The sequence below is a fragment of the Pseudomonas arsenicoxydans genome, assembly GCF_900103875.1.
GTDB classification, from domain to species: domain Bacteria; phylum Pseudomonadota; class Gammaproteobacteria; order Pseudomonadales; family Pseudomonadaceae; genus Aquipseudomonas; species Aquipseudomonas arsenicoxydans.
Map to the genome: position 1 here is coordinate 2,739,253 of NZ_LT629705.1, position 25,727 is coordinate 2,764,979.

General features: G+C 59.1%; 23 protein-coding genes and 1 pseudogene. 12 read left to right on the forward strand and 12 right to left on the reverse strand.

What is annotated here, in order from left to right:
• Window positions 1-80: 80 nt before the first annotated feature.
• The 4 genes from hrpA (at window position 81) to BLQ41_RS12770 (ending at window position 6,483) form a co-directional block, all read left to right on the forward strand.
• On the forward strand, window positions 81-3,992 hold the full coding sequence (hrpA, locus tag BLQ41_RS12755; RefSeq protein ID WP_090181349.1) for an ATP-dependent RNA helicase HrpA: 3,912 nt from the start codon (window positions 81-83) through the stop codon (window positions 3,990-3,992).
• Window positions 3,993-4,366: 374 nt separating this feature from the next.
• Window positions 4,367-5,488: a beta-ketoacyl-ACP synthase III gene (locus BLQ41_RS12760; protein WP_090181350.1), complete on the forward strand. Its 1,122-nt coding sequence runs from the start codon at window positions 4,367-4,369 to the stop codon at window positions 5,486-5,488.
• A gap of 153 nt (window positions 5,489-5,641) precedes the next feature.
• Window positions 5,642-6,253 (forward strand): RNA polymerase sigma factor, encoded by a 612-nt coding sequence (locus tag BLQ41_RS12765; protein ID WP_090181352.1) that lies wholly within the window; start codon window positions 5,642-5,644, stop codon window positions 6,251-6,253.
• On the forward strand, window positions 6,247-6,483 hold the full coding sequence (locus tag BLQ41_RS12770) for an anti-sigma factor family protein (RefSeq protein WP_090181353.1): 237 nt from the start codon (window positions 6,247-6,249) through the stop codon (window positions 6,481-6,483). The genes BLQ41_RS12765 and BLQ41_RS12770 overlap by 7 nt, the downstream gene beginning before the upstream one ends.
• A 136-nt stretch (window positions 6,484-6,619) precedes the next feature.
• Here BLQ41_RS12770 and BLQ41_RS12775 read toward each other — a convergent pair whose 3' ends face one another.
• Window positions 6,620-7,951 (reverse strand): putative porin, encoded by a 1,332-nt coding sequence (locus tag BLQ41_RS12775; RefSeq protein ID WP_090181355.1) that lies wholly within the window; start codon window positions 7,949-7,951, stop codon window positions 6,620-6,622.
• A 283-nt stretch (window positions 7,952-8,234) separates the two neighbouring features.
• Between BLQ41_RS12775 and BLQ41_RS12780 the strand changes: the two genes are divergently transcribed.
• On the forward strand, window positions 8,235-9,359 hold the full coding sequence (locus tag BLQ41_RS12780; RefSeq protein ID WP_090181356.1) for a GNAT family N-acetyltransferase: 1,125 nt from the start codon (window positions 8,235-8,237) through the stop codon (window positions 9,357-9,359).
• A 16-nt stretch (window positions 9,360-9,375) separates the two neighbouring features.
• On the opposite strand, the gene aqpZ is transcribed toward BLQ41_RS12780, so the two are convergent.
• The 5 genes and pseudogenes from aqpZ to BLQ41_RS12805 all read right to left on the reverse strand — a co-directional run bounded on the left by aqpZ (window position 9,376) and on the right by BLQ41_RS12805 (window position 14,579).
• The gene (gene aqpZ / locus BLQ41_RS12785; protein WP_090181358.1) at window positions 9,376-10,071 is read right to left on the reverse strand and encodes an aquaporin Z; all 696 of its coding nucleotides are present in this window, start codon (window positions 10,069-10,071) and stop codon (window positions 9,376-9,378) included.
• A 285-nt stretch (window positions 10,072-10,356) separates the two neighbouring features.
• Window positions 10,357-12,189: an ABC transporter ATP-binding protein gene (locus BLQ41_RS12790; RefSeq protein WP_090181359.1), complete on the reverse strand. Its 1,833-nt coding sequence runs from the start codon at window positions 12,187-12,189 to the stop codon at window positions 10,357-10,359.
• Between the two features lie 85 nt (window positions 12,190-12,274).
• Window positions 12,275-12,832: a peptidylprolyl isomerase gene (locus BLQ41_RS12795; RefSeq protein WP_090181360.1), complete on the reverse strand. Its 558-nt coding sequence runs from the start codon at window positions 12,830-12,832 to the stop codon at window positions 12,275-12,277.
• Between the two features lie 3 nt (window positions 12,833-12,835).
• Window positions 12,836-13,641: pseudogene (locus BLQ41_RS12800) on the reverse strand (alpha/beta fold hydrolase).
• 14 nt (window positions 13,642-13,655) lie between these two features.
• Window positions 13,656-14,579 (reverse strand): LysR family transcriptional regulator, encoded by a 924-nt coding sequence (locus BLQ41_RS12805; protein WP_090181364.1) that lies wholly within the window; start codon window positions 14,577-14,579, stop codon window positions 13,656-13,658.
• Between the two features lie 49 nt (window positions 14,580-14,628).
• Between BLQ41_RS12805 and BLQ41_RS12810 the strand changes: the two genes are divergently transcribed.
• The 4 genes from BLQ41_RS12810 to BLQ41_RS12830 all read left to right on the forward strand — a co-directional run bounded on the left by BLQ41_RS12810 (window position 14,629) and on the right by BLQ41_RS12830 (window position 17,443).
• Entirely contained in the window at window positions 14,629-14,958 is a 330-nt protein-coding gene (locus BLQ41_RS12810) for a 3-phosphoglycerate kinase (protein ID WP_090181365.1), read from the forward strand.
• A 150-nt stretch (window positions 14,959-15,108) separates the two neighbouring features.
• On the forward strand, window positions 15,109-15,708 hold the full coding sequence (locus BLQ41_RS12815; protein WP_090181367.1) for an FMN-dependent NADH-azoreductase: 600 nt from the start codon (window positions 15,109-15,111) through the stop codon (window positions 15,706-15,708).
• 347 nt (window positions 15,709-16,055) lie between these two features.
• On the forward strand, window positions 16,056-16,934 hold the full coding sequence (locus BLQ41_RS12825; protein ID WP_090181370.1) for a carboxylate/amino acid/amine transporter: 879 nt from the start codon (window positions 16,056-16,058) through the stop codon (window positions 16,932-16,934).
• Window positions 16,931-17,443, forward strand: coding sequence for a MepB family protein (locus tag BLQ41_RS12830; RefSeq protein WP_090181372.1), 513 nt, complete (start codon window positions 16,931-16,933; stop codon window positions 17,441-17,443). The genes BLQ41_RS12825 and BLQ41_RS12830 overlap by 4 nt, the downstream gene beginning before the upstream one ends.
• A 2-nt stretch (window positions 17,444-17,445) precedes the next feature.
• Here the strand turns inward: BLQ41_RS12830 and BLQ41_RS12835 are convergent, their stop codons facing one another.
• Window positions 17,446-18,333, reverse strand: coding sequence for a LysR family transcriptional regulator (locus BLQ41_RS12835; RefSeq protein WP_090181373.1), 888 nt, complete (start codon window positions 18,331-18,333; stop codon window positions 17,446-17,448).
• Window positions 18,334-18,492: 159 nt separating this feature from the next.
• Between BLQ41_RS12835 and BLQ41_RS12840 the strand changes: the two genes are divergently transcribed.
• Window positions 18,493-19,137 carry a hydrolase gene (locus BLQ41_RS12840; RefSeq protein ID WP_090181375.1) on the forward strand — a complete coding sequence of 215 codons (645 nt, stop codon included), beginning with the start codon at window positions 18,493-18,495 and terminating at the stop codon, window positions 19,135-19,137.
• A 136-nt stretch (window positions 19,138-19,273) separates the two neighbouring features.
• Here the strand turns inward: BLQ41_RS12840 and BLQ41_RS12845 are convergent, their stop codons facing one another.
• Window positions 19,274-20,572, reverse strand: coding sequence for a mechanosensitive ion channel family protein (locus tag BLQ41_RS12845; protein WP_090181376.1), 1,299 nt, complete (start codon window positions 20,570-20,572; stop codon window positions 19,274-19,276).
• Between the two features lie 193 nt (window positions 20,573-20,765).
• Here BLQ41_RS12845 and BLQ41_RS12850 point away from each other — a divergent pair, with 193 nt between their 5' ends.
• The gene (locus BLQ41_RS12850) at window positions 20,766-22,112 is read left to right on the forward strand and encodes a DEAD/DEAH box helicase (protein ID WP_090181378.1); all 1,347 of its coding nucleotides are present in this window, start codon (window positions 20,766-20,768) and stop codon (window positions 22,110-22,112) included.
• Window positions 22,113-22,184: 72 nt separating this feature from the next.
• Here BLQ41_RS12850 and BLQ41_RS12855 read toward each other — a convergent pair whose 3' ends face one another.
• Both BLQ41_RS12855 and BLQ41_RS12860 read right to left on the reverse strand, forming a co-directional pair.
• Entirely contained in the window at window positions 22,185-22,460 is a 276-nt protein-coding gene (locus BLQ41_RS12855) for a hypothetical protein (protein WP_090181379.1), read from the reverse strand.
• Window positions 22,461-22,634: 174 nt separating this feature from the next.
• Window positions 22,635-23,369 (reverse strand): DUF899 domain-containing protein, encoded by a 735-nt coding sequence (locus tag BLQ41_RS12860; RefSeq protein ID WP_090181381.1) that lies wholly within the window; start codon window positions 23,367-23,369, stop codon window positions 22,635-22,637.
• Window positions 23,370-23,546: 177 nt separating this feature from the next.
• Here BLQ41_RS12860 and BLQ41_RS12865 point away from each other — a divergent pair, with 177 nt between their 5' ends.
• Window positions 23,547-23,936: a transcriptional regulator gene (locus BLQ41_RS12865; protein ID WP_090181382.1), complete on the forward strand. Its 390-nt coding sequence runs from the start codon at window positions 23,547-23,549 to the stop codon at window positions 23,934-23,936.
• Between the two features lie 57 nt (window positions 23,937-23,993).
• On the opposite strand, the gene BLQ41_RS12870 is transcribed toward BLQ41_RS12865, so the two are convergent.
• Together BLQ41_RS12870 and BLQ41_RS12875 are read right to left on the reverse strand one after the other, a co-directional pair.
• Window positions 23,994-24,863, reverse strand: coding sequence for a DUF6279 family lipoprotein (locus tag BLQ41_RS12870; RefSeq protein ID WP_090181383.1), 870 nt, complete (start codon window positions 24,861-24,863; stop codon window positions 23,994-23,996).
• Window positions 24,864-24,940: 77 nt separating this feature from the next.
• Window positions 24,941-25,657 carry a TorF family putative porin gene (locus tag BLQ41_RS12875; protein ID WP_090181385.1) on the reverse strand — a complete coding sequence of 239 codons (717 nt, stop codon included), beginning with the start codon at window positions 25,655-25,657 and terminating at the stop codon, window positions 24,941-24,943.
• Window positions 25,658-25,727: the final 70 nt, after the last annotated feature.

Below are 25,727 nucleotides of genomic sequence, written 5' to 3' on the forward strand. Positions count from 1 at the left end.
AGCGTGGGAACGATCACATGGCGGCGCAAATCTGCGACAATCGACCCCCTGCGCCACTAGACGACTGAATTGCGTACCTGATGACCGACGAATCGCCCTCCATCGACAAACTGCTGAAAAACCTCGATCACGCCATGCTTGCCGACCGCCACCGGCTGCGGCGGCAGTTGCTTGAGCTGCGCAAGAAACCCGACGAGGCCAAGCTGGCCCTGTGGGTGACGCGCATGCAGGCGTCCTGTGATCAGGTGTTGGCGCGGCGTGCCAGCCTGCCGGTGATTCGTTACGACGACAGTTTGCCGATCGCCGCCAAGCGCGATGAAATCAAGGAAGCGTTGCTCAAGCACCAGGTGCTGATTATCGCCGGCGAAACCGGCTCGGGCAAAACCACCCAGTTGCCGAAGATCTGCCTGGAAATCGGTCGCGGCCAGCACGGCCTGATCGGCCATACCCAGCCGCGCCGAATCGCGGCGCGCAGCGTGGCCAGCCGCGTTGCCGAGGAATTGGCGACGCCGTTGGGCGCGCTGGTCGGTTATCAGGTGCGGTTCGAGGACCAGAGCGATTCCAACACCCTGATCAAACTGATGACCGACGGCATCCTGCTGGCGGAAACCCAGAACGACCGCTACCTCGAACGCTACGACACGATCATCGTCGACGAAGCCCACGAACGCAGCCTGAACATCGACTTCCTGCTCGGTTACCTGAAAACCCTGCTGCCCCGTCGTCCGGACCTGAAAGTCATCATCACCTCGGCGACCATCGATCTTGAGCGCTTCTCCAAGCATTTCGATGATGCACCCATCGTCGAAGTCTCTGGCCGCACCTTCCCGGTGGAAACCTGGTATCGCCCGCTGACGCTGGAGCAGGACGAAGAGGGCAATCGGGTCGAGGATGACTTGACCGTCGATCAGGCGATCCTCGCCACCCTCGACGAAATCGCCGCGTTCGAACGCAGCGAGCGCAAGAGCCCCGGCGATGTGCTGGTGTTCCTGCCCGGCGAGCGCGAGATTCGTGACGCGGCGGACATGCTGCGCAAGGCCCAGCTCAAGCACACCGAGATTCTGCCGTTGTACGCGCGATTGTCGCCGGCCGAGCAGCAGCGGATATTCCAGTCGCACCCGGGCCGTCGCGTGGTGTTGGCAACCAACGTCGCGGAAACCTCGCTGACCGTGCCGGGCATCCGCTACGTGATCGACAGCGGCACCGCGCGCATCAGTCGTTACAGCTACCGCGCCAAAGTCCAGCGCCTGCCCATCGAAGCGATTTCCCAGGCCAGCGCCAACCAGCGCAAAGGCCGTTGCGGCCGGGTCGAGCCAGGTATTTGCATCCGCCTGTACGCCGAAGAAGATTTCATTGGCCGCCCGGAATTTACCGACCCGGAAATCCTCCGTACCAACCTCGCGGCGGTGATTTTGCAGATGCTGCATCTGCGCCTCGGCGAGATCACCGACTTCCCGTTTATCGAGCCGCCGGATGGCAAAGCCATCAGCGACGGTTTCAACTTGCTGCAAGAACTCTCCGCAGTCGACCGCAACAGTCAGCTGACACCGCTTGGTCGCCAATTGGCGCGGCTGCCGGTGGACCCGCGCATGGGCCGCATGCTGCTGGAAGCGGCGAAACTGGGCAGCTTGCAGGAAGTGCTGATCGTCGCCAGCGCCATGTCGATTCAAGACCCGCGCGAACGTCCGCCGGAACGCCAGCAAGCGGCGGATCAGGCCCACGCGCAGTGGAAAGACGTGGACTCGGACTTCGCCGGGCTGGTCAATCTGTGGCGCGGTTTTGAAGAACAGCGCCTGGAACTGACGGCCAGCCCGTTGCGTAACTGGTGTCGCAAGAACTTCCTGAATTACCTGCGTCTGCGCGAATGGCGCGACTCTCACCGTCAGCTGAGCCTGATCTGCCGTGACATGCAGTTGAGCATCAACAAAGAGCCGGCGGATTACCCGAAACTGCACAAAGCCGTGCTGTCGGGCCTGCTCAGCCAGATCGGCCAGAAAGCCGATGAAGGCGATTACCTTGGCGCCCGTCAGCGGCGGTTCTGGATTCACCCGTCCTCGGGGCTGGGCAAAAAACGCCCGCAATGGTTGATGACCGCCGAACTGGTGGAAACCACCAAGCTTTACGCGCGGATGGTTGCCAAGATCGACGCCGACTGGATCGAGCCGCTGGCCGGGCACCTGATCAAGAAAAACCATTTCGAACCGCATTGGGAAAAGAAGCGCGGCCAGGTGGTGGCGTTTGAACAGATCACTTTGTTCGGACTGATCATAGTCGGTCGCCGCCCGGTGCATTACGGGCCGATCGATCCGGTCGTTTCCCGTGAGTTTTTCATTCGCGAAGGCCTGGTGCGCGGCGAGATTCAATCCAAGGCCAAGTGCCTGGCTGCCAATGCGCAGTTGCTCGAACAGCTCGACGAACTGGAAGCCAAGGCCCGCCGTCGCGACATTCTGGCCGACGAAGAAACTCTGTTTGCCTTCTACGATGCGCGACTGCCGGCGGAGATTCACCAGACCGCGACCTTCGACAGTTGGTACAAGGTCAACAGCCAAAAAGACCCGCAACTGCTGATCATGCGCGAAGAAGACGTGCTGGCCCGCGAGGCCAGTGAAGTCACCGCAATGCATTACCCGGACACGTTGCACATCGGCGATCTGGAGCTGGCGCTCAGTTACCACTTTGAGCCTAACCATCCACGGGACGGCGTGACCCTGCGCGTGCCGGCGCCGTTGCTGCCGATGCTACCGCCGGAACGCCTGGAATGGCTGGTGCCGGGCGTTATCGAGGCCAAGTGCATTGCCTTGGTCCGTAACCTGCCTAAAGCCCTGCGCAAGAATTTCGTGCCGGTGCCCGACTTCGTCAAAGCCGCCTTGCAGCGCATGACCTTCGCCGAAGGCTCGTTGCCTCAGGCTTTGGGCCGTGAACTGCTGCGCATGACCGGTGCACGGGTCAGCGACGAAGCCTGGGCGGAAGCCGCGCAACAGGTCGACAGCCATTTGCGCATGAACCTGGAAATCGTCGATGGTCAAGGCAAGTTCCTCGGCGAAGGACGAGACCTGGCGGAACTGACTGCACGCTTTGCCGAAGCCAGTCAGGCCGCATTGGCCGTGCCGCAAACTGCGAAGAATCAACAGCCGGTCGAGCCGAAAGTCTTTGCCGCCGTTGCCGAGAAAACCCAGCAGAAGATCGCCGGGCTGTCGATGACGGTGTATCCGGCGCTGGTGGAGGAGAGCGGCACGGTCAAGGAAGGGCGTTTTTCGACCCCGGCCGAAGCCGAGTTCCAGCATCGTCGCGCGTTGCAGCGTTTGCTCATGCAACAACTGGCCGAACCGGCGAAGTTCCTGCGTGGCAAGTTGCCCGGGCTGACCGAGTTGGGCCTGATGTACCGCGAACTGGGGCGCATCGATGCGCTGGTGGAAGACATCCTGCTGGCAAGCCTCGACAACTGCATTCTGGATGGCGAAGACCCGTTGCCTCGCGATGGCGCCGGGTTGGCGTCCCTGGCTGAGCGCAAGCGCGGCGGCTGGACCGAGCACGCCGAACGCCTGGCGAAGCTGACGCTGGAGATTTTGAAGCTCTGGCACGGTCTGCAAAAACGCTTCAAGGGCAAGATCGACCTGGCGCAAGCCGTGGCCCTGAACGACATCAAGCAGCAGCTCAGTCATCTGGTGTATCCGGGCTTCGTCCGGGAAACCCCGATGCAGTGGCTCAAGGAACTGCCGCGCTATCTGAAAGCGGTCGAGCAACGCTTCGAGAAAATCGGTGCTCAGGTGCAAAGGGACCGGGTCTGGAGCGGCGAATTGTCCGGTCTCTGGACGCAATACCAGACCCGTGCCAACAAACACGCCCAGGAAGGCAAGCGCGACCCGCAGCTGGAGCTTTACCGCTGGTGGCTGGAGGAATACCGGGTTTCGCTGTTCGCCCAGCAATTGGGGACCAAGGTGCCGATCTCCGATAAGCGCCTGAACAAGCAGTGGACCCAGGTCGAACCCTAAACCGAAACCCTGCAATCACCGCGATCCACTGTAAGCGTGTAGGAGCTGTCGAGTGAAACGAGGCTGCGATCTTTTGATCTTGATTTTTTAAGATCAAAAGATCGCAGCCTCGTTTCACTCGACAGCTCCTACAGGCCTACAGGCCTACAGGCCTGCAGGTAGCGTGTGTTTGATCCAGCAAAAGGCGCCAAACCCCAATGTTTATGGCAAACTTCGCGCCTATAAACGCCGGTCCCGCGGTTTTGAGCCATTTCAGGTTCGGGCGGTACGGAATAAAGCGATGCCAGGTGTGCTTCCCGTGACGGGAGCAGACCCTTTGTGTGTTGGTACGTCGGTGCCAATACTTTCTGCCTGAACAGATTAGAGAAACGACCATGCATAACGTCGTCATCAGCGGCACCGGCCTGTACACCCCGGCCAACAGCATTTCCAACGAAGAGCTGGTGCAGTCTTTCAACGCTTACGTCGCGCAGTTCAACGCCGACAACGCCGAGGCCATCGCCCGTGGTGAAGTGGAAGCGTTGACCGAGTCCAGCGCTGCGTTCATCGAAAAAGCGTCCGGCATCAAAAGCCGCTTTGTCATGGACAAGGACGGCATCCTCGACCCGAAACGCATGGCGCCACGGCTGCCTGAGCGTTCCAACGACGAATGGTCGGTGCTCTGCCAGATGGCCATCGGCGCCGCCGAACAAGCCTTGCAGCGCGCCGGCAAGACCGCCGCGGACATCGACGGCGTGATCGTCGCGTGTTCCAACCTGCAACGGGCTTACCCGGCCATTGCCATCGAAGTTCAGGAAGCGCTGGGCATCCAGGGTTTCGGTTTCGACATGAACGTGGCGTGCTCCTCGGCGACTTTCGGCATCCAGGCGGCCGCCAACAGCGTGCAACTGGGCCAGGCCCGGGCGATCCTGATGGTCAACCCGGAAGTCTGCACCGGTCACCTGAACTTCCGCGACCGCGACAGCCACTTCATCTTCGGCGACGCCGCCACGGCGGTGATCATCGAGCGTGCTGATCTGGCGACGTCCAAGTATCAGTTCGATGTGGTCAGCACCAAACTGCTGACCAAGTTCTCCAACAACATTCGCAATAACTTCGGTTTCCTCAACCGCGCAGCGGAAGAGGGCATCGGCACCAAGGACAAGCTGTTCGTCCAGGAAGGCCGCAAGGTGTTCCGCGACGTCTGCCCGATGGTGGCCGAGCTGATCGCTACACACCTGGAAGAAAACAAGCTCAACATCGGTGACGTGAAACGCTTCTGGTTGCACCAGGCCAACCTGAGCATGAACCACCTGATCGTCAAGAAACTGCTGGGCCGCGAAGCCACCGAAGAAGAAGCACCGGTGATTCTGGACACCTACGCCAATACCAGCTCGGCCGGTTCGGTGATTTCGTTTCACAAGAATCAGGACGATCTGGCCGCGGGCTCCCTGGCCGTGCTCAGCTCGTTCGGTGCCGGTTACTCGATCGGCAGCGTGATTCTGCGCAAACGTTAAGTGAGCGGTTGTCGCACTTTCCTTTGGCTCTCGAAGACTTTTCCTACATTCGAAGCCGTCAGGACGTTGTAATTTTCGGACATGACAGCAGGATTTTGCCTACGGCAAGATCCTGCTGGCGCATATTCGAGGTCAGGACAAGGGGATTTGCACATGGCGGCTGACGACGGGCAACTGCTGGAGCGGTTACTGGCAGGTGAGCAACTGGCTTTCAAAGAGTTGGTCAGCACTTACCAGAGCGCCATGCGCGCAGTGGCATACGCCATTGTCGGCAACCGGCATGCCGACGAAGTGGTGCAGGATGCCTGGCTGTCGGTGGTGCGCAGCCTGAAAGGGTTCGAGGGGCGTTCCAGCCTCAAGACCTGGTTGCTGACCATCACTGCAAACTCGGCCAAAGGTCGCTACAGACAAAATCGTCGGGAAGTCTTGCTCGATGACCTTCCATCGCCTCATGGCACCCTCGATGACGATCGCTTTTCTCCCGGAGATGGCCACTGGCTGATCGCCCCGTTCGCCTGGCATCAAGACACCCCTGAGGCGCTGTTGACCGAAAACGAGTTGCGCGAGTGCCTGGAGCACACGTTGCTAAGCTTGTCGGAACTGCAAAGCAGTGTTCTGTTACTTCGCGAGCGTCAGGGGCTGGAGCTGGAAGAGATCTGTAATCTTCTGGAAATCTCACTCTCCAATGTTCGCGTGCTGCTGCATCGGGCACGGTTGAAGGTCTTTGCGACCGTAGAACATTTTGAGGAAACCGGCGAATGCTGACCTGCAAGGAACAAGTAGCCCGCTCCAGCGACTATCTCGATGGCCAACTAAGTTTTCGTGAGCGACTGATGGTGCGCCATCATCTGATGTTCTGCCCCAATTGTCGGCGGTTCATTCGGCAAATGCGCTTGATGCAGGCAACGTTGCGTATTTTGCCGCAAAAGGCTGTGCCGGATATCGATGCGCTCGCCGAACGCCTCGCTGCGGAGCGTCGCAAGGACATTCCGTAGATTGGGTGACGTTGGCGCGGGGGAAGAGAAGCAGGCCGGCGTGGATGCACCGAACGGATGATGGGGATCGATCCATCCAGGCCAGACTGTAAAAGCGCCTCAAGCGTCCATGACCTGAGGCGTATGGCGGCGGTGCTTAGAACTTGGCTTCGGCGTCCAGTTGCAGGGTGTTGATGTCGGAGTCTTTCTTGTTGATGTTGGCGTTGGTTTGGTCAGACGTCGCCAGGAAGTACGTCGCGCCCAGGTTGAAGTTCTTGTCCAACTCGTAGCTCACTTTCAACTTGCTGCCGCGCGAACCGGTGAAGCCGTTGGCGAAGTCGGAGTCGGTGAAGGCGCCGACCACCGAGTTACGCTGTACATCGCGGTAGTTGTAGTCCACTGCGAAGCCGTAGATCTTGGACTTGACACCGGCCAACCAGCCAGTGTCCTGATCGTTGCTCGCGTCTTTGTTGTTGACGTACTGACCGTACAACGAGAGCGGTACTGGCAGGTTGCTGAAGTCGAGCTGACCAAAGCCTTCGTACAGTTTGAAGGCTTCGTTCGGGCTGTTGCCGTTGACGGCCAGTGCGCATGGAGCAGTGACGGTGCCGGTGGTAGGGCAGGCGCTGTTCTTGTCGTTGTCGTACGAATAGATACTGCCGCCCAAGGTCATTTTCATGCTGTCGGTGATGGCGAAGCGCGCACCCAACTGGCCAGCGTACAGACGCAGGTCGTGTTTGAACTGCACACCCTCGCCATCGACGTTGTCCTTGAGGGTGTAGTGACCGGCGCTACCGAACAGCTCGGTGCTGCCGCCCAACGGGTATTTGTAAGTCGCTGCCAGGCCTTCCGGGTTGATGTCGCTATCCCAAATGATGTCGCCCATGCTCACCCATTGTTGCGGCATCTTGCCGCCGACGAGGTGCAGGTTCTTGATCGCGTCCGGGTGGTAATCGACGTAACCCTGGTCCAGCCAGATCGACTTCTTGTCGAAGTAGTTGTTCAGGTCCTGGTTGGTGGAGCGGGCGTCATCGTTGCTGCCGGTGGCAATGCGAATGCCGGTGTCGACTTGCGGGTTGATTTCGCTGTAGGCACCCAGGCGGGCACGAATGCGCTGGCGATCCTGGTCTTTGTTGTTTGGAACGCCATCGTTTTTAACGGTTTCCTGACGGAATCGTACGTCACCCTTGAATTGGGTCTTGGCGGCCCAGGCCAGTTTCTGGTCGAAGGTGCTCAGTTCGGTGGTCTTCTTCGCGGTGGCTGCGATTTGCTCGTTGGTCTCTTGTTGGGCCTGACGGGCGATTTGCTGGTCTTTCTGATCCCTGGCCAGCTCTGCTTGCAGTTCGGTGTACTGCGCAGGCGAAATCGAGCCATTCGCCTTGAGCATGTCGAGCAGTTTGGCGTCGACTGCGGCGCTGGCCGGAACGCTCATGGCCAGCAGCAGACCGCCACACAGGGCTGCCGCAGTTTTCGTGGAAGCAAGACGCATATCAATCTCCGAAGATGTAAGGGGATGACAAAGCCATCCAGGACACAACCGACCATTGATGGACGGAAACAGGGGAAGGGTTAGAACCCATCGCTCTAAAAACTGGCGCCAGTATCGCGATGGTTTATGACAAAGCAGTGGCAAAGTGATGGCGGCTCGATGACGATACAAAGCACGGGTGAACTTTCTATTCCGGGCTTTGTCAGCGAATCGCGAGTGTGGATTGCGCCCCGATAAGCGATACTCGCGGGGGCTGTCGCGCCAAGAAGTGGAGAGGAAGTTGATGCCGTTGCAACGTCTGGAAAGTCTGTCCGATGTCTCACCGCGCGCCTGGGATGCCTTGGTGCCGCAGGCTCAGCCGTTCCTGCGCCACGCTTTCCTCAGTGCGCTGGAGGACAGCGCCAGCCTTGGCCCGCATTCCGGCTGGCAGCCCGAGCATTTACTGCACACCGAAGGCGGGCGCCTGATCGCGGCGTTGCCCAGTTACCGCAAATGGCATTCCTATGGCGAGTACGTGTTCGATCACGCCTGGGCCGATGCCTGCGAGCGTGCCGGTATCGACTATTACCCCAAGCTGTTGACCGCCGTGCCGTTCAGCCCGGTCAGCGGGCCGCGCTTGCTGGCGGCCAGTGTCGAGGACGGTTTCGAGTTGCTGAAGAGCCTGCCGGGCTACCTTGAGATCGAAGAACTTTCCAGCGCTCACATCAATTTCACCGACCCGTTCACTGACGCCGCATTGGCCGAACAACCCGGCTGGTTGCAGCGAATTGGCTGTCAGTACCATTGGCAGAATCGCGGTTATCGGGATTTTCAGGACTTCCTCGATGCTCTCAGTTCCCGCAAGCGCAAGCAGATGCGCAAGGAACGCGAGCAGGTGGCGGGGCAGGGCATCGAGTTTGAATGGCTTGAAGGTGGGCAGCTGGATCAGGCGCAGTGGGATTTCGTCTACGCCTGTTACGCCAATACCTACGCGGTGCGTCGACAAGCGCCATACCTGACGCGAGAGTTTTTCAGTCTGTTGGCCGAACGCATGCCCGAATCGATTCGCGTGGTCCTGGCCAAGCAAGGCTCACGGCCGGTAGCGATGGCTTTCAGCCTGGTGGGCGGCGACAGCTTTTATGGGCGTTATTGGGGGTGCCTGGCGGAATTCGACCGCCTGCACTTCGAGACCTGTTTTTATCAGGGCATGGACTACGCGATCGCCAATGGCTTGCAGCGTTTTGATGCTGGCGCACAGGGCGAGCACAAGCTGATTCGCGGCTTTGAACCGGTCATCACCCATTCCTGGCATTACTTGCGTCACCCGGGCCTGAAAGCGGCGGTCAAAGACTTCCTGCAGCAGGAACGTCTCGGGGTGTTGGCCTATGCCGAAGAAGCGAGGACCGCCTTGCCCTATCGACAAGACTGATCCTCGCCGTGAGGCATCAAGTGCCTGCCTTGCCCAGCCAGCGATAGGTCACGCCGCCAATCACCGCACCTAGCAGTGGCGCCACCCAGAACATCCACAATTGCGCGATGGCCCAGCCGCCGACGATCAGCGCCGGGCCTGTGCTGCGTGCCGGGTTGACTGAGGTGTTGGTGACGGGAATCGAGATCAAGTGGATCAGCGTCAGGGCCAGGCCGATGGCGATCGGTGCCAGCCCGGCGGGCGCGCGGTTGTCGGTGGCGCCGAGGATGATCAGCACGAACATTGCGGTCATCACCAGTTCACAGACAAAGCCTGTGGCCATCGAGTATTTGCCGGGAGAATGTTCGCCGTAGCCGTTGGAGGCGAGTCCGGCCGAAAGATCGAAGCCTTCCTTGCCGCTGGCGATGTAGTAGATCAATGCGGCGGCGATAATCGCGCCAATGACCTGGGCGATGATGTAGGCGGGCAGCTCTATGGCCGGGAAGCGACCCCCGACGCACAATCCGACCGAGACGGCAGGGTTAAGGTGACAACCGGAGATATGGCCAATGGCGAACGCCATGGTCAACACGGTAAGGCCAAACGCGATGGCCACGCCCAGCACTCCAATCCCAAGCGGAGAAGATGCGGCGAGGACTGCACTGCCGCAACCTCCCAACACCAGCCAGAACGTACCCAACAACTCAGTGACTGAACGTTTGAACAGAGACATGAGAGCGTCCTTGATAGGCGGACCTATCATTGAGTGATGCTTCCTGCAGTTACTACAGGCTCGTTTCCAGAACCTTGGCTGAGTACAGCAGGATTTTTGCGGATTTCCAGTGGCGATAAAAAAACCGCCAGAGCCCGTGGTTAAAGGGCTGTGGCGGTTTTCAAGTTGTCGTAGACCCCTGTGGGAGCGAGCCTGCTCGCGATGGCGGCGTGCCAGTCGGCACACATGTCGGCTGTTACACCGCCATCGCGAGCAGGCTCGCTCCCACAGGGGTTAGGTGGTGAATCAGTCGATCCCGACAAAACCGCCCGTCTGGTGCTGCCACAGCCGCGCGTACAATCCGCCATGGGCCAGCAGTTCGGCGTGGGTGCCGGTTTCGGCGATCTTGCCGTTTTCCAGCACCACCAGCCGGTCCATCCGGGCGATGGTCGAGAGCCGGTGGGCGATGGCAATCACGGTTTTACCCTTCATCAAGGTTTCCAGGCTTTCCTGGATCGCCGCTTCGACTTCCGAGTCCAGTGCCGAGGTGGCTTCGTCCATGATCAGGATCGGCGCGTCCTTGAGCAGCACGCGAGCAATCGCAATCCGCTGACGCTGGCCACCGGAGAGTTTCACCCCGCGTTCACCCACATGCGCATCGAAACCGGTTCGGCCTTCGGAGTCCGTCAGCAAGGGAATGAACTCATCGGCGCGGGCCTTGTGCACGGCCTCCCAGAGTTGCGCGTCGGTGGCGTCGGGTTTGCCGTATAGCAAGTTGTCGCGGATCGAGCGGTGCAGCAGCGAAGTGTCTTGAGTGATCATGCCGATCCGTTCGCGCAGACTTTCCTGGCCGACGTCGGCGATGTTCTGCCCGTCGATCAGAATCTGTCCGCCCTCGACGTCATACAGGCGCAGCAGCAAGTTGACCAACGTCGATTTGCCGGCGCCGGACGGACCGATCAGACCAATTTTTTCACCCGGCTTGATGTCCAGATTGAGGTCGCCAATGATCCCGCTCTTCTTGCCGTAGTGGAAATTCACATGCTCGAAGCGCACCTCGCCACGGGCGACAGCCAGCGGTTTGGCTTGATCGCGATCGGTGACGCTGACCGGCTGCGAGATGCTCTGCAACCCGTCCTGGACCATGCCGATGTTTTCGAAAATGCCGGTGACCACCCACATGATCCAGCCGGACATGTTGACGATGCGGATCACCAGACCGGTGGCCAGTGCAATGGCGCCGACCGTGATCAGCGACTGTGTCCACAGCCACAGGGCCAGGCCTGTGGTCGTGACAATCAGCAAGCCGTTCATGGTGGTAATGACCACGTCCATACTGGTGACCACGCGGCCGGCCAGTTGGGCTTTGACCGTCTGTTCCTCGATGGCTTCCTTGGCGTATTGCTGCTCGAAATTGGTGTGGGCAAACAGCTTCAACGTGGTGATGTTGGTGTAGCCATCGACGATGCGCCCCATCAGTTTTGAGCGCGCATCCGAGGACACCACCGAGCGCTCCTTTACTCGTGGCACGAAGTAGTACAGCGCACCGACGTAGGCGGCGATCCAGCTCAGCAGCGGAATCATCAGGCGCCAGTCGGCTTCGGCAAACAGCACCAGCGAACTGATCGCATAGATCAGCACGTGCCATAGCGCGTCCACCGCTTGTACGGCGGAATCACGCAACGAGTTGCCGGTCTGCATGATGCGTTGGGCGATACGCCCGGCGAAGTCGTTCTGGAAGAAATTGAGGCTCTGTTTGAGTACGTAGCTGTGGTTTTGCCAGCGGATCATGCTGGTCATGCTGGGGCTCAACGTCTGATGCACCAGCAGGTCATGCAGACCCACGAACACCGGGCGCAGGATCAGCGCCACGACGGCCATCCACGCCAGTTCGATGCCGTGTTCCTTGAAGAAGTTGACGTCGGGCGTGCCTTGGGCGAGGTCAATGATGCGGCTCAGGTAGCTGAACAGCGCCACTTCGATCAGTGCACCAAACAGGCCGACGATCAGCAGGGCGGCAAAACTCGGCCAGACCTGCTTCAGGTAATAGGTATAGAAGGGGAGAACCCGATCCGGCGGAGCCGCCGTCGGTGCATCACGGAAAATGTCGATCAGTTTTTCAAAACGGCGATAAAGCATCAGTTCTCCGCCCGCGCACGGGCTCTCCTTTAAACAATATGAGCGGCGCCGTATACCGGCAGCCGCTCAAGCACTCCTGTGCAGTTTAGTTGATGACTTTGGCCGATTTGATGAACACAGGGTCGGCCGGAACATCTTTCATACCGCTCTTGGTGGTGGTCGGGGTGTTGACGATGATGTCCACCACGTCCATGCCTTTGACCACTTTGCCGAACACGGCATAACCGTCACCGCTGTCGAGGAAATCGTTGTCCTTGACGTTGATGAAGAACTGGCTGGTGGCCGAATCCGGATCGGAAGTGCGAGCCATGGACAATGTGCCACGTACGTTATGCAGACCGTTCTTGGATTCGTTCTTGATCGCTGCCTTGGTGTCTTTTTGCTGCATTTGTTGGGTGAAACCACCGCCCTGGACCATGAAGCCCGGGATCACTCGGTGGAAAATCGTGTTGTTGTAGAAGCCGCTGTTCACGTAATCAAGGAAGTTCTTGGTACTGATCGGCGCCTTGACCGGGTCCAGTTCGATCTCAATTGTGCCGTTGGTGGTGATCAATTCAACGTGCGGCGCCTTGGCAGGTGTGGCGGCCATCAGGTTGGCGGCAAACAGAACGGAGCCAGCGACGAGGGCGATTTTTTTCAGCATGGGTCAGTGATCCTGAGTGGGGTGGTGTCGACTGCGGTGAGAAACTCGAGCAGGGTTTGGTTGAAGCGTTCGGGTTGATCCAGCGGGGTGGCGTGGCGCGAATCGGCGATCACCACCAGCCGCGCATCGGGCAGCAGTTTTACGTACGTCTCTTTCAGCGAGACCGGTGTGTAGTCACGGTCGGCACTGATGATGAGGGTTGGACAGGACACCCTTGAAAGTCGTTCCTGAACCCCCCAGCCAACGATCGCATCGAAGCTGGCGAGATAAGCATGTTTGTCGTTTTTTGCCCAGCGCTCGGCCATCTTTTGACGCAATTGGGCCTGTTCCGGTTTAGGGAACAGTTTAGCGCCCAAGGCTTTGCCGATGGTGCCCAGACTGAGGGCGCGCATCAGGCTCCAGCGCTTGAACCATTGCCAATAGTCGTCACGGCTGCGCAATTTGACCTCGGGCGCGCTGTTGACGATGGTCAAACTTTTGAGCAATTGCGGCTGATCCACGGCCAGTTGAAAGCCGATCATGCCGCCCATCGAAAGTCCGACATAGTGTGTCGGCCCCAGATTGAGATGCTCGATCAGGGCGATCAGGTCGGCGCTGAACCCGGCGATGCTGTAGCGCTCGCGGGGTTTGTCCGAGCGGCCGTGGCCGCGCACATCCGGGACAATGACCCGGTAACGGGCCGACAGCGCCGGGATCTGTTCTTCCCAGTCCAGGGTACTGGAACCCAGGCCGTGGACCAGCAGCAGCGGCGTGCCGTGGCCGTATTCCTCATAGTGCAGGTTGCAACCTTCGTGTTCGAAATAGGCCATGAGTTCACTCCGTGTCAGGCTTGTTCAGGGGCGGCGAACGGCGCATCCAGCGGCGCTGTATCAAATGTGCGCAGCAGTTCGATGAGAATCTGCGTGGCCGGGCCCAAAGGTTTTTCCTTGTTCGAATACAAGTAGAAGCTCGGATTGCGGCTGCCACCCTGGTCCAACGGTAGCAGCTTGAGCGTGCCTTCCTTGATTTCGCGTTCGATCATGTGCCGGGGCAGCCAGGCGAAACCCAGGCCGCTGCTGACAAAGGTCGCCGCGGTGGCCAAGCTGCCGACGGTCCAGCGCTGTTCTGCGCCGAGCCAGCCGACGTCCCGGGGTTGCTGGCGACCGGAGTCGCGGATCACCACTTGCAGCTGGCTTTCAAGGTCCTGGAAATTCAATTCGCGGTTGAGGCGATGCAGGGCATGTTCGGGGTGGGCCACCGCGACGAATTCGACGTCGCTCAACTCCGCCCCCAGGTAACCCGGAATGCTGAAACTACTGATGGCCAGATCAGCTACGCCCTCGAGCAACACTTCCTCGACCCCCGACAACACTTCTTCACGCAGGCGCACCCGGCAACCGCGGCTTTGCGGCATGAACGCAGTCAGGGCGCGCACAAGGCGCGCGCTCGGGTACGCGGCGTCGACCACCAGCCGCACTTCCGCTTCCCAGCCTTGCTCCATGTGGTGGGCCAGGTCTTCCAGCTGACTGGCCTGTTTCACCAGTTGTCGCGAGCGACGCAACAACACGCCGCCGGCCTCGGTCAGCACCGCCTTGCGGCCGTCGATGCGCAACAGCGGTACGCCAAGCTGGTCCTGCATGCGCGCCACGGTATAGCTCACCGACGATTGCGAGCGATGCAGCGCTTCGGCGGCCTGGGCGAAACCGCCGTGGTCGACCACGGCCTGTAACGTTCGCCATTGATCAAGGGTCACGCGGGGCGCTTTCATGAATAGCTCCTCTTGTCCTAAGCTGGCAGCCCTTTATGGAGACTGCTGAATGAAAAAGCTTTGTTGTGTGGTATCGGGTTGCATGCTGCTGGCGATGCTGCCGCTGACGGCGTTTGCTTATCCGGTCGATGTTCAAAAAAAGCTGAACGGCATGAGCATCGACTACGAGGCGTATGACACGGATAGCGACATCGCCTCCATCAAGGTGAGCAACTACGGCACCACCGATGCGAACTGTACGGCGGTGTTCAACAATGGCCCGGAAGCGCCGCGCACCCGCAAGATCGACGTGCCCGCCGGCAAACACAAAAACGCCACCGCCAAGTTCACCCGCACCATCATCAAGATGCGCATCGACCTGACGTGCTCGCCTAAATGACACTCGGCGGAGCACACCCACACGGCATGCTCCGCTTATAAACGAAATTATTGATGGGTTATAGCAGTTATTTGCGCTTTTTCATCGATATGACTCTGTTTAACCTTCACTCCATCGCCTTACAGCATTCTCAGATGGAGCCTACATCCCATGTCACGCGTTCTGATCATCGAAAGCAGCGCCCGTCAGCAAGACTCGGTTTCCCGTCAGCTGACCCAGACCTTCATCAGCCAGTGGAAAGCCGCCCACCCGGCCGACCAGATCACCGTGCGTGATCTTGCGGTCAAACCGGTGCCGCATCTGGACATCAACCTGCTCGGCGGCTGGATGAAACCTGTCGACCAACGCAACGACATCGAACAGGTTGCCTTGGACCGCTCCAATGAGTTGACCGACGAACTGTTGGCCGCCGACGTGCTGGTCATGGCCGCACCGATGTACAACTTCGCCATCCCAAGCACCCTGAAAGCCTGGCTCGACCATGTGCTGCGTGCCGGTGTGACCTTCAAGTACACCGAGACCGGCCCGCAAGGCCTGCTCAGCGGCAAGCGCGCCTACGTGCTGACCGCTCGCGGCGGGATCTATGCCGGCAGCACCGCCGATCATCAGGAACCGTACCTGCGTCAGGTGATGGCGTTCATCGGCATCCACGACGTGACCTTTATTCACGCCGAAGGCATGAACCTGGGCGGTGACTTCCAGGAGAAAGGCCTGAACCAGGCCAACGCCAAACTTTCCCAAGTGGCTTGAGGCTTTAATCGCCAGATAATCCCTTGATGTTCAAGTGACCTGGCGCAACCCCTTCAAGGCTTTACGCGCATCGAACCTCCCTTTGCACTTGTTGCTCCTGAGTGCTGTAGCCCGATTGAACGCTTTAGCGAGATCGGGCTTTTTTTTGCCTGCGATTTGACGGGCATACCCATAACCCTGTGGGAGCGGGCTTGCCCGCGATAGCTGTGTATCAGGCTGCATTGAAGTCGAATGACACACCGCATTCGCGGGCAAGCCCGCTCCCACAGGGGATGTGTGTGTTGGCTGACTGTTCGCGATAACGAAAAAAAACCGCTATCGTCGCCGCCATTCGAAACGAGGCGAGCATGGGCTATCTACTTTTTGTCACGCTGATCCAGGCGTTTTCCTTCAGTCTGATCGGCGAATACCTGGCCGGTCACGTCGACAGTTACTTCGCGGTGCTGGTGCGGGTGTTGCTGGCGGGGCTGGTGTTCATTCCGCTGACGCGCTGGCGTTCGGTAGAACCGGCGTTCATGCGCGGCATGCTGCTGATCGGCGCGTTGCAGTTTGGCGTGACGTACGTTTGCCTGTACCTGAGCTTCCGGGTGCTGACCGTGCCGGAAGTGTTGCTGTTCACCATCCTCACGCCGCTGCACGTCACCCTCATCGAAGACGCGCTGAACCGACGTTTCAATCCCTGGGCTCTGGTCGCGGCATTGGTGGCCGTAATGGGCGCGGCAGTGATTCGCTACGACCGGATCAACCCGGACTTCTTCATGGGCTTCCTGCTGTTGCAACTGGCCAACTTCACCTACGCCGCCGGGCAGGTGCTTTATAAGCATCTGGTGGCGCGACATCCGAGCGATCTGCCGCATTATCGACGTTTCGGCTACTTCTATCTGGGCGCGTTGGCGGTGGCATTGCCGGCGTTCCTGTTGTTCGGCAAACAGAATTTCCTGCCTGAAGCACCGCTGCAATGGGGCGTGCTGGTGTTCCTCGGCCTGGTCTCGACCGCGCTGGGGATGTATTGGTGGAACAAGGGCGCGTGCCTGGTGAACGGCGGGACCTTGGCGGTGATGAATAACCTGCATGTCCCGGTGGGGCTGCTGATCAATCTGCTGATCTGGAATCAGCATGAAGCACTGGGGCGGTTGTTCTTTGGTGGGGCGGTGATTCTTGCGGCGGTTTGGATCAGTCGGTTGGGCATCAGACGAGAGGCTCAGCCGGTGCAGGAACGACAATGACGGACGTTCCACGCGAACTGGTCTCTGCCGTTGAGCAGGTGTACAAACCGGCAGGCATGACATTGACGCAGGAGATTCGGCGCGAGCCGCAGAGCGCCGAGTACGAAGCCTGCCGCCTTGGCCTCGATGACCAGGAAGTGGTCTTCCGTGTGGCGAAAACCACGCCGACCAAGATTGGCCAGTTCGTTACGCTATGGAAGCGGCCAACGTTGGTCAGCGAGATTGCACCGTTCGACATCGCAGATGGCATCGCCTTTGTGGTGGTGAGCGTTGCTGATGACATCCACCGCGGGCAGTTCGTGTTCGATCAGAAGATTCTGGCCGCCAAAGGGGTCATGTCGATTGACGGTGAGGGTGGCAAGCGCGCAATTCGCGTCTATCCGCCCTGGGTCAGACCTGTCGCAAAACAGGCGATCAAGACGCAGCAATGGCAGTTGAAGTATTTCCTCGCGCTTGAACAGAACGGCAGCGTCGACGCGGATCGGGTACGCCGACTCTTTGGGAAATAGCGTTATTTTTCTGCCAGTTGCGCCACCAAAAACTCAATGAACGTCCGGGTTTTCTGCGGGACCTTACGTGCCGAAGGGTACACCGCGTTGATCGTGATCGCGGGCGCCTGCCATTTACACAGCACCGGCACCAGGCGGCCAGCCGCCAGCGCATCCTCGACAATGAAGTTTGGCAACAGGGCGATGCCCATGCCGGCTTCGGCGGCCTGAGCAAGCAAGTCGCCATTGTTGGCGTGCAACGGGCCGGTCACGTTGACCCGTTGAGTTTCCGTGCCATTACACAGCTGCAAGCTGACGCCACTTTGCAGGTACCCGTAGTTGAGGCACTGATGGGCGCGCAAGTCTTGTGGGGTCTGCGGTATGCCGGCGCGTGCCAGATACGCCGGGGACGCCACCATGATGCGCGGGGCCGGCGCCAGCTGCCGGGCGATCATCGTCGAGTCCGGCAGGCTGGCGATGCGGATGGTCACATCGAAACCACCACGTACCGGGTCAACCTGCTGGTCGCTGAGCACCAGTTGCAGCTCGATGTTCGGGTGCTGCTCATGGAACAACGGGATCAGCGGCCCCAGGCGGCGCAAGCCAAAGGACATCGGCGCATTGACCCGCAACACTCCGCGCAATTCACCGATGCCATTACGTGCGCGCTGTTCGGCCTCGTCCAGTGCGGCCAGCACTTCGCGTGCAGCCTCGAAGTATTCGGCGCCAGCCTCGGTCAAGTGCAGGCTGCGGGTGGTGCGCTGCAGCAATTGCACACCGATGGCTTCCTCCAGCGCCTGAATCTGTTTACTGACTTTTGATCGCGGCACATCCATTGCCCGTGCAGCCGCGGCAAAACCATTCTCGCCGACCGTGACGACAAAGGCGCGCATGCATTCGATGCGATCCATGATTGTCCCTATTTTAGAATCAATGATTCTCGATTTTATGGGATTGTCCCTTTTTGTGCCAGCTCCTAAAGTGACATCCAAGCCGACGACAAAGCCGCTGACGGCAACGTCGACTCACCCATTACTGACTTTGAAAATCGACATCAAAAGGAACGCGCCATGTCTATTCGTGAACTGCTCAACCCAACCAACTCCGCCCTGATCCTGATCGACCACCAGCCACAAATGGCTTTTGGCGTGCAGTCAATCGACCGTCAAACGCTGAAGAACAACACGGTAGGCCTGGCCAAGGCCGCCAAGATTTTCAACGTGCCGACCATCTACACCTCGGTGGAAACTGAAAGCTTCAGCGGTTACATCTGGCCCGAGTTGCTGGCAGTTCACCCGGAGCAAAAGCCGATCGAGCGCACCTCGATGAACTCGTGGGAAGACAAGGCACTGGTCGACGCAGTGAAAGCCACCGGCCGCAAGAAGCTGATCATTGCTGCGCTGTGGACCGAGGTTTGCCTGACCTTCCCGGCACTCGAAGCATTGGCTGAAGGTTACGAGGTGTACATCGTCACTGACGCATCCGGCGGCACCACCAAGGAAGCCCACGACATGTCGGTGCAGCGGATGATTCAGGCCGGTGCCGTACCGGTAACCTGGCAACAGGTCCTGCTTGAGTATCAGCGTGATTGGGCACACAAGGACACTTATGAAGCGGTGATGGCATTGGTGCTGGAACACAGCGGCGCGTATGGCATGGGCGTGGATTACGCTTACACCATGGTGCACAAGGCGCCTCAGCGTCAGGTCAAGTAATCGGTCAATCCAGGAAACGATGTAATCCCCTGTGGGAGCGGGCTTGCTCGCGAAGGCGAAGTGTCAGTCGACATCTGCTTTGACTGACACACCGCCTTCGCGAGCAAGCCCGCTCCCACATTGGGTTTTGCGGTGTTTACATGATGTGTTTTTCAGGCTCGGGAATGTGGCTTGCACCGAGCATGGCCGGCAGCAACCCCGCTCGCAAATCCCCACCACTCGGCTGCTGATACAGGCTCAAGCCGAACTCCGGCAGCACCGCCAGCAGGTAATCGAAAATATCCCCCTGAATCCGCTCGTAATCGGCCCACTCCGTGGTGCGGGTGAAGCAGTAGATTTCCAGCGGGATGCCTTGGGCGGTGGTCTGCATCTGGCGGACCATGCACGTCATGTTCGGCTGGACCTCCGGGTGACTCTTCAAATACGCCAGCGCATAGGCGCGGAAGGTGCCGATGTTGGTCATCCGCCGACGGTTGGCGGACATCGCCGCGACATTGCCCTGAGCCTCGTTCCAGGCCTTGAGTTCAGCCTGTTTGCGGCTGATGTAGTCGGTCAGCAGATGAACCTGGGACAACTTCAATTCTTCGTCATCGCGAATGAAGCGCACGCCACTGGCGTCGATGAACAGGCTGCGCTTGATCCGTCGTCCGCCGGACTGTTGCATGCCGCGCCAGTTCTTGAACGACTCGGACATCAGGCGCCAGGTCGGAATGGAGACGATGGTCTTGTCAAAGTTCTGCACTTTCACCGTGTGCAGCGTGATGTCCACCACGTCACCGTCGGCACCGACTTGCGGCATCTCGATCCAGTCGCCGACCCGCAGCATGTCGTTGCTGGTCAGCTGCACGCTGGCAACGAACGACAGCAGGGTGTCCTTGTAGACCAACAGAATCACCGCCGACATGGCGCCCAGACCAGACAGCAGCAACAGCGGCGAACGGTCGATCAACGTGGCGACGATGATGATCGCGCCAAACACATACAGCACCATTTTCGTCAGCTGCACGTAGCCTTTGATCGAGCGGGTGCGGGCGTGTTCGGTGCGCGCGTAGATGTCCAGCAGGGCGCTGAGCAGGGCACTGACCGCCAGTAACAGGAACAGAATGGTGAACGCCAGCGCGACATTGCCGAGGAAGATCAGGCTGGTCTTGCTCAATTCCGGCACCAGATGCAGGCCGAACTGGATCACCAGCGAGGGCGTCATCTGCGCCAGCCGATGAAACACTTTGTTGTGGCGAAAGTCGTTGATCCAGTGCAGCGCTGGCTGGCGACCGAGGATTTTGGTCGCATGCAGAATGAGGTAGCGCGCCACTCGTCCGAGGACCAGCGCAATCATCAGCAGCAGGATCAGCGCCAGGCTGGAATGCAGGAGCGGGTGCTGATCGAGGGCACCCCAGAGGTCTTGGGCGTTGAGCCAGAGCTGTTTGATATCCATGGGCGAAAACGGTTCTTCTATAGGACGCGACGGGGCGATTAGAGCATTTAAGACGCAATGCATGACGTTTGGAGACAAATCAGGCAACAAAAAAGCCACTGTTTACTGTCGTTTGTATAAAGACACTCGGCCTTAGCGCTCGAAACCGTTACCCTATGCAGCTGTTTTTTTGTATTTCTTCGAGGTAGCACCCGTGTTTTCCCAATTCGCCCTGCACGAACGCCTGCTCAAAGCCGTGGCCGAGCTTAAATTTGTCGAGCCAACGCCAGTGCAAGCAGCGGCTATTCCGCTGGCGCTCCAAGGGCGTGACCTGCGGGTGACTGCGCAAACCGGTAGCGGCAAAACCGCTGCTTTCGTTTTGCCAATCCTCAACCGTCTGATCGGCCCGGCGAAAGTCCGCGTCAGCATCAAGACCCTGATCCTGCTGCCGACCCGCGAACTGGCGCAGCAGACCATCAAGGAAGTCGAGCGCTTTGCGCAGTTTACCTTCATCAAATCCGGCCTGATCACCGGCGGTGAAGACTTCAAGGTCCAGGCCGCCATGCTGCGCAAGGTGCCGGACATCCTGATCGGTACGCCGGGCCGGATGATCGAGCAACTGAACGCCGGCAACCTCGACCTCAAGGAAGTTGAAGTGCTGGTGCTCGACGAAGCCGACCGCATGCTCGACATGGGCTTTGCCGAAGACGTCCAGCGCCTGGTGGAAGAGTGCACCAACCGCCAGCAGACCATGCTGTTCTCCGCCACCACCGGTGGTTCGGGCCTGCGCGAGATGGTCGCCAAGGTCCTGAACAATCCGGAACACTTGCAGCTGAACAACGTCAGCGATCTGAACGCGACCACCCGTCAGCAGATCATCACCGCTGACCACAACCAGCACAAAGAACAGATCGTGAACTGGCTGCTGGCCAACGAGACCTATCAGAAGGCCATCGTGTTCACCAACACCCGGGCCATGGCCGACCGTATCTACGGCCGCCTGGTGGCGCAGGACTACAAAGCGTTCGTCCTGCACGGTGACAAGGATCAGAAAGACCGCAAGCTGGCCATCGACCGCCTGAAGCAAGGCGGCGTGAAGATCCTCGTCGCCACCGACGTCGCCGCTCGCGGCCTCGACGTGGAAGGCCTGGACCTGGTGATCAACTTCGACATGCCGCGCAGCGGCGACGAATACGTTCACCGCATCGGTCGTACCGGCCGCGCCGGCAACGATGGCCTGGCCATCTCGCTGATCTGCCACGGCGACTGGAACCTGATGTCGAGCGTCGAGCGCTACCTCAAGCAGAGCTTCGAGCGCCGCACCATCAAGGAAGTCAAAGGCACCTACGGCGGACCGAAAAAGGTCAAGGCCTCGGGTAAAGCCGTTGGCGTGAAGAAGAAAAAGGTCGACGCCAAGGGCGACAAGAAGAAAACCGGCGCCAAGGCACCGACCAAACGCAAGATCGCTAACCGCCCGAAGACCGACGCACTGTCGCTGGTCAGCAAGGACGGCATGGCGCCGCTCAAGCGCCGCAAGCCGGAAGCGCCAGCAGCTGAATAAGCTGTTGTAGCGACCCATAAAAAAACCGGACTGATGTCCGGTTTTTTTACGCCTGCAATTCCTACGGTTTGATCAACCTTCGGTTTTCTTCTCCGCGACTCCCAGCTCCTTCAAGCGCTGATCAATCAACTGGCACTTGTCCGGCAAATCCTTGCTGGCGGTACCCAGATCCATCTTCTGCAGCTCGGCGTTCATCTCTTTGGCCTTGGTCGGATTCTGCTCGGTGAGCTTGGTCACTTCCTTGGCCAGCTGTTCGCGCTTGGCGGTGGCTTCCTCTGGCGTGCAGGCCCAAGCGGGGAGGGCGCAGGCAAACGTGGCGGCGAGGGTGAGCGTTATCAGGGTTTTCATGGCAGGCCTCGAATTCCGTATTGGGCGGTTAAACGGTTGAGGTTGCCGGTAGCTGAAAGTTCATCTGGCTGTAGGACGCATCGCTCTTCGGAAATACCTCAACAAAGGCTGTCGACAAGGTGTATATCAACGCCGCAGGCTTACCTGCAATGGCCGCGACTCGCTGTCTACCGGCTATCCCCCATGGCAGCAACTCTGCGATCCCTTTTCTTCGTATTTATCGTGATGCCTCACCCACTCCATGATTTCCTCTTCATTACGGCCCTTGGGCATCAAATCCAGGTAGTTATAGGCGCCAACCAACAGGTCGAGCCCCCGCGCATAAGTGGAATAGGTGTGAAATATCTCTCCCGCCTCATTGCGATAAAACACACTGAGACCGGGAAGTTCTTCCTCGGCGCCGTCGGACTTTTCGTAGTTGTACGTAGCTCTACCGGCGACAACATCTTCGGCTCGGGCTGATACGCCGAAGTCGTAGTTGAAATCACTGCCAGCTGACGACACCCAGTCAAATTTCCAGCCCATACGCCGTTTGAATGCCTGGAATTCGGCGAAGGGCGCGTGGGAAACGGCGACCACGGCGACGTCATGGTGGGCCAGGTGCTGGTTGGCGCCGTCAATGTGATCAGATAGGAACGAGCAGCCGGGGCAGCCTTCGTCCCAGCCTTTGCCAAACATGAAGTGGTAGATGATCAACTGGCTACGGCCGCCGAACAGGTCTGCCAGTTTCAGTTCGCCGTTCGGGCCCTGAAAGCGGTAGTCCTTGTCGATTTTCACCCAGGGCAGGGCGCGGCGTTCGGCGCTGAGTTTGTCTCGTTCCTTGGTGAAGGCTTTTTCGTGGGCCAGGTGTTGTTTACGGGCGACGAGCCATTCTTCGCGGGACACGACGGGATGATTCTGAATGTTCATTGGCTTTCTCCTGCGATGTGCTGGGAGCTGACTGACATAGCCTAGTCGTTTGACCTACGTCACATTCGACATGCCGTCGGTCGGTGCTGTTCGAAACCTCGGCTGAACGGCTGCACACCCAGTGGGTCACAACTTAAGAAGGCCATTTCACTCACAGGCTTCGGAGGTTGAATCAGGATGACAACTTACAACTGGGATTTGATTGAACGCTTGCTGCACGAAGTGCAGAACGGTGCCCCCAGCTATACCCCACGGGCTTATGCCGAAGATTACGCAGCCGAGAAAGGTACGGAAGGTGAGCAGACGGAAAACCTGGATCACCTGAAAGCGGTGGCGGGCGAGTACGAAAAATTACTGCTGGATCGCGGCTACATTGAGTCTCGGCCTGAAGAGCAGGGTGGTACGGGCTCCAATTACCTTTTGACGCCGCGAGGCTTGAGTTTGTTGAGCCTGATCGACAGCAGCATTCCGGGTAATGACCATCCGCGCCAGGTATTGGATGAGCAGGAAGATGCGCTGGATAAGGTGACGTTTGATGAGGTGGCGTCGAAGGCGCAGATTGCCTGAATGCCCCTCATATCAATGTGGGAGCGAGCCTGCTCCCACATTTGTTTCGTGTTGCGCTTAGCCTTGTTTAGCGGCTTTCAGGCACTTCAGATCGTTGAAGTCCTTCCTCACCCCTTCGATCTTTTTCAGCAACCGCTGGCGCTGAGCCGGCGTACTCTCGGCCATCAGGTCCACAATCAATCCTCGTGCCTGAGCCTCAGTGTTGGCGTAGGCCTGACGGTAAGCCGGTGTCCATAAGCTCTCGCGATTGACCAGAAGTGTCTCGATTCGCTGTGGGAATTCTGGACTATGCCGTTGCTCGACCGCTGCACTGAACTGTTTCTGCCAGTGGGCGCGGTTGGCGATCCATTGGGTGTTTTGGTCGCCCAAGGCATTCGACCAGGTGACCACCCGTTGTTGCTGGGTCGGGCTGAGTGGACCGAGCCAGTCATTCAGACGCTTTTGCATGCGCTCGGCTCGATCCCTGACCTGCTGATCGAGGGTCGGTTTGACGTATTCCTCCTGGCGCTTGCGCTGGTCCTTGGCGAAGGCGTCATTCATCTCTGCGACTTGTTTGTCGTCCAGCCCCTGTAACAATTCGATGGCCGACGGGGTGATTTCCCGCGCGGTCTGGGCGATGGCGGCTTTGGCTTCTTCGGTGCGGGTTTGCAGCGCGGCGTCGGTGACCTGATTGGTCTCGACCATGGTTTGCAAGCGGTCGAGCCAGTCGAGGTAACCCGGCAGCTGCGTGCTGCAGTGCCAGCTCAAGTGCTCTTTAAGGCGCTCGTTGAACCAGCCTTTCTGCTCGCCGTTCATGTCCAGGTAATCGCTGAGCGTCCATGGAATGATCACATCGAGATTGCGATAGGCCAGGCCCACGCGGCTGCACGCACCGAGTGCGAGGCTGAGGGTGATGATGACGGCGAGACACTTTAACCAGCGCGGCATGGGTGAATCCTTGCGAAGTTCTGGCTTCTTGAGTGGATTCTTATAAGAGCGCCGCACGAGCCCGGCAGTTCAGACCATTAATAGAATGCGCGTTCGGCCTTGAGGGTGACCAGTCCGTCGCATTGGCTGTTGTGCCCGGAATAGGCCGAGCAATCGCCGCCGCTGAGGCTGGATCCACTGTAGATCAAGTCCAGGTCGACGCCCATGAAGGGCCGGGAAAGTTGCACCGACCAATCGGTGAAACTGCCGACATACCCGCCGTCGACGGACACCGGGCTGTTGAGCTGGTGGGTGGTGTATTTCATGCTGATCCCGATGCCGAACGGCTGATTGCCGCCCAGGTCGGCGAAGACGGTGCTGTTCTGTTTGTCGGGGTCGTTGCTGAACGCTGCGCCGAAACGGCTGCCCAGAAAGGTCAGGCCACCGAACAGCTCCTGGCTGTCGAGGGTGTCCACTTTCGGATAGCTGTAATGGATCATGCCGACTTCATACCCGAGGGTATGATCGAAAGACTGTTTGAAGCCCATGTAGGAATCGACTTCAAGGTTGGCCCCAGGCGTCAAGCCCATGCTGGGTGCCCATTGGCCCACATACAAGCCGCTGTTGTGGCTCAGGTCGAGTCCACCGTGGAACGAGCCGGTGGTGGAGGGCTTGACCAGTCCCTGCGCCATGCTGCGGCTGGCGGTGGTGCCAAGTTTGAGATCGAAATCGCCCAATTCGCGCTGGAACACTTGCGCGTTGGCGAACGAACACGACAACAGGGTGCCGAGTAATAAACAGGAGGGTTTGAGCATGCGTCACTCCATGACCGCGAGGGAGCAGGAACTAAAACCTACTGAAACGCTTGATCTAGACGTGTGCAAG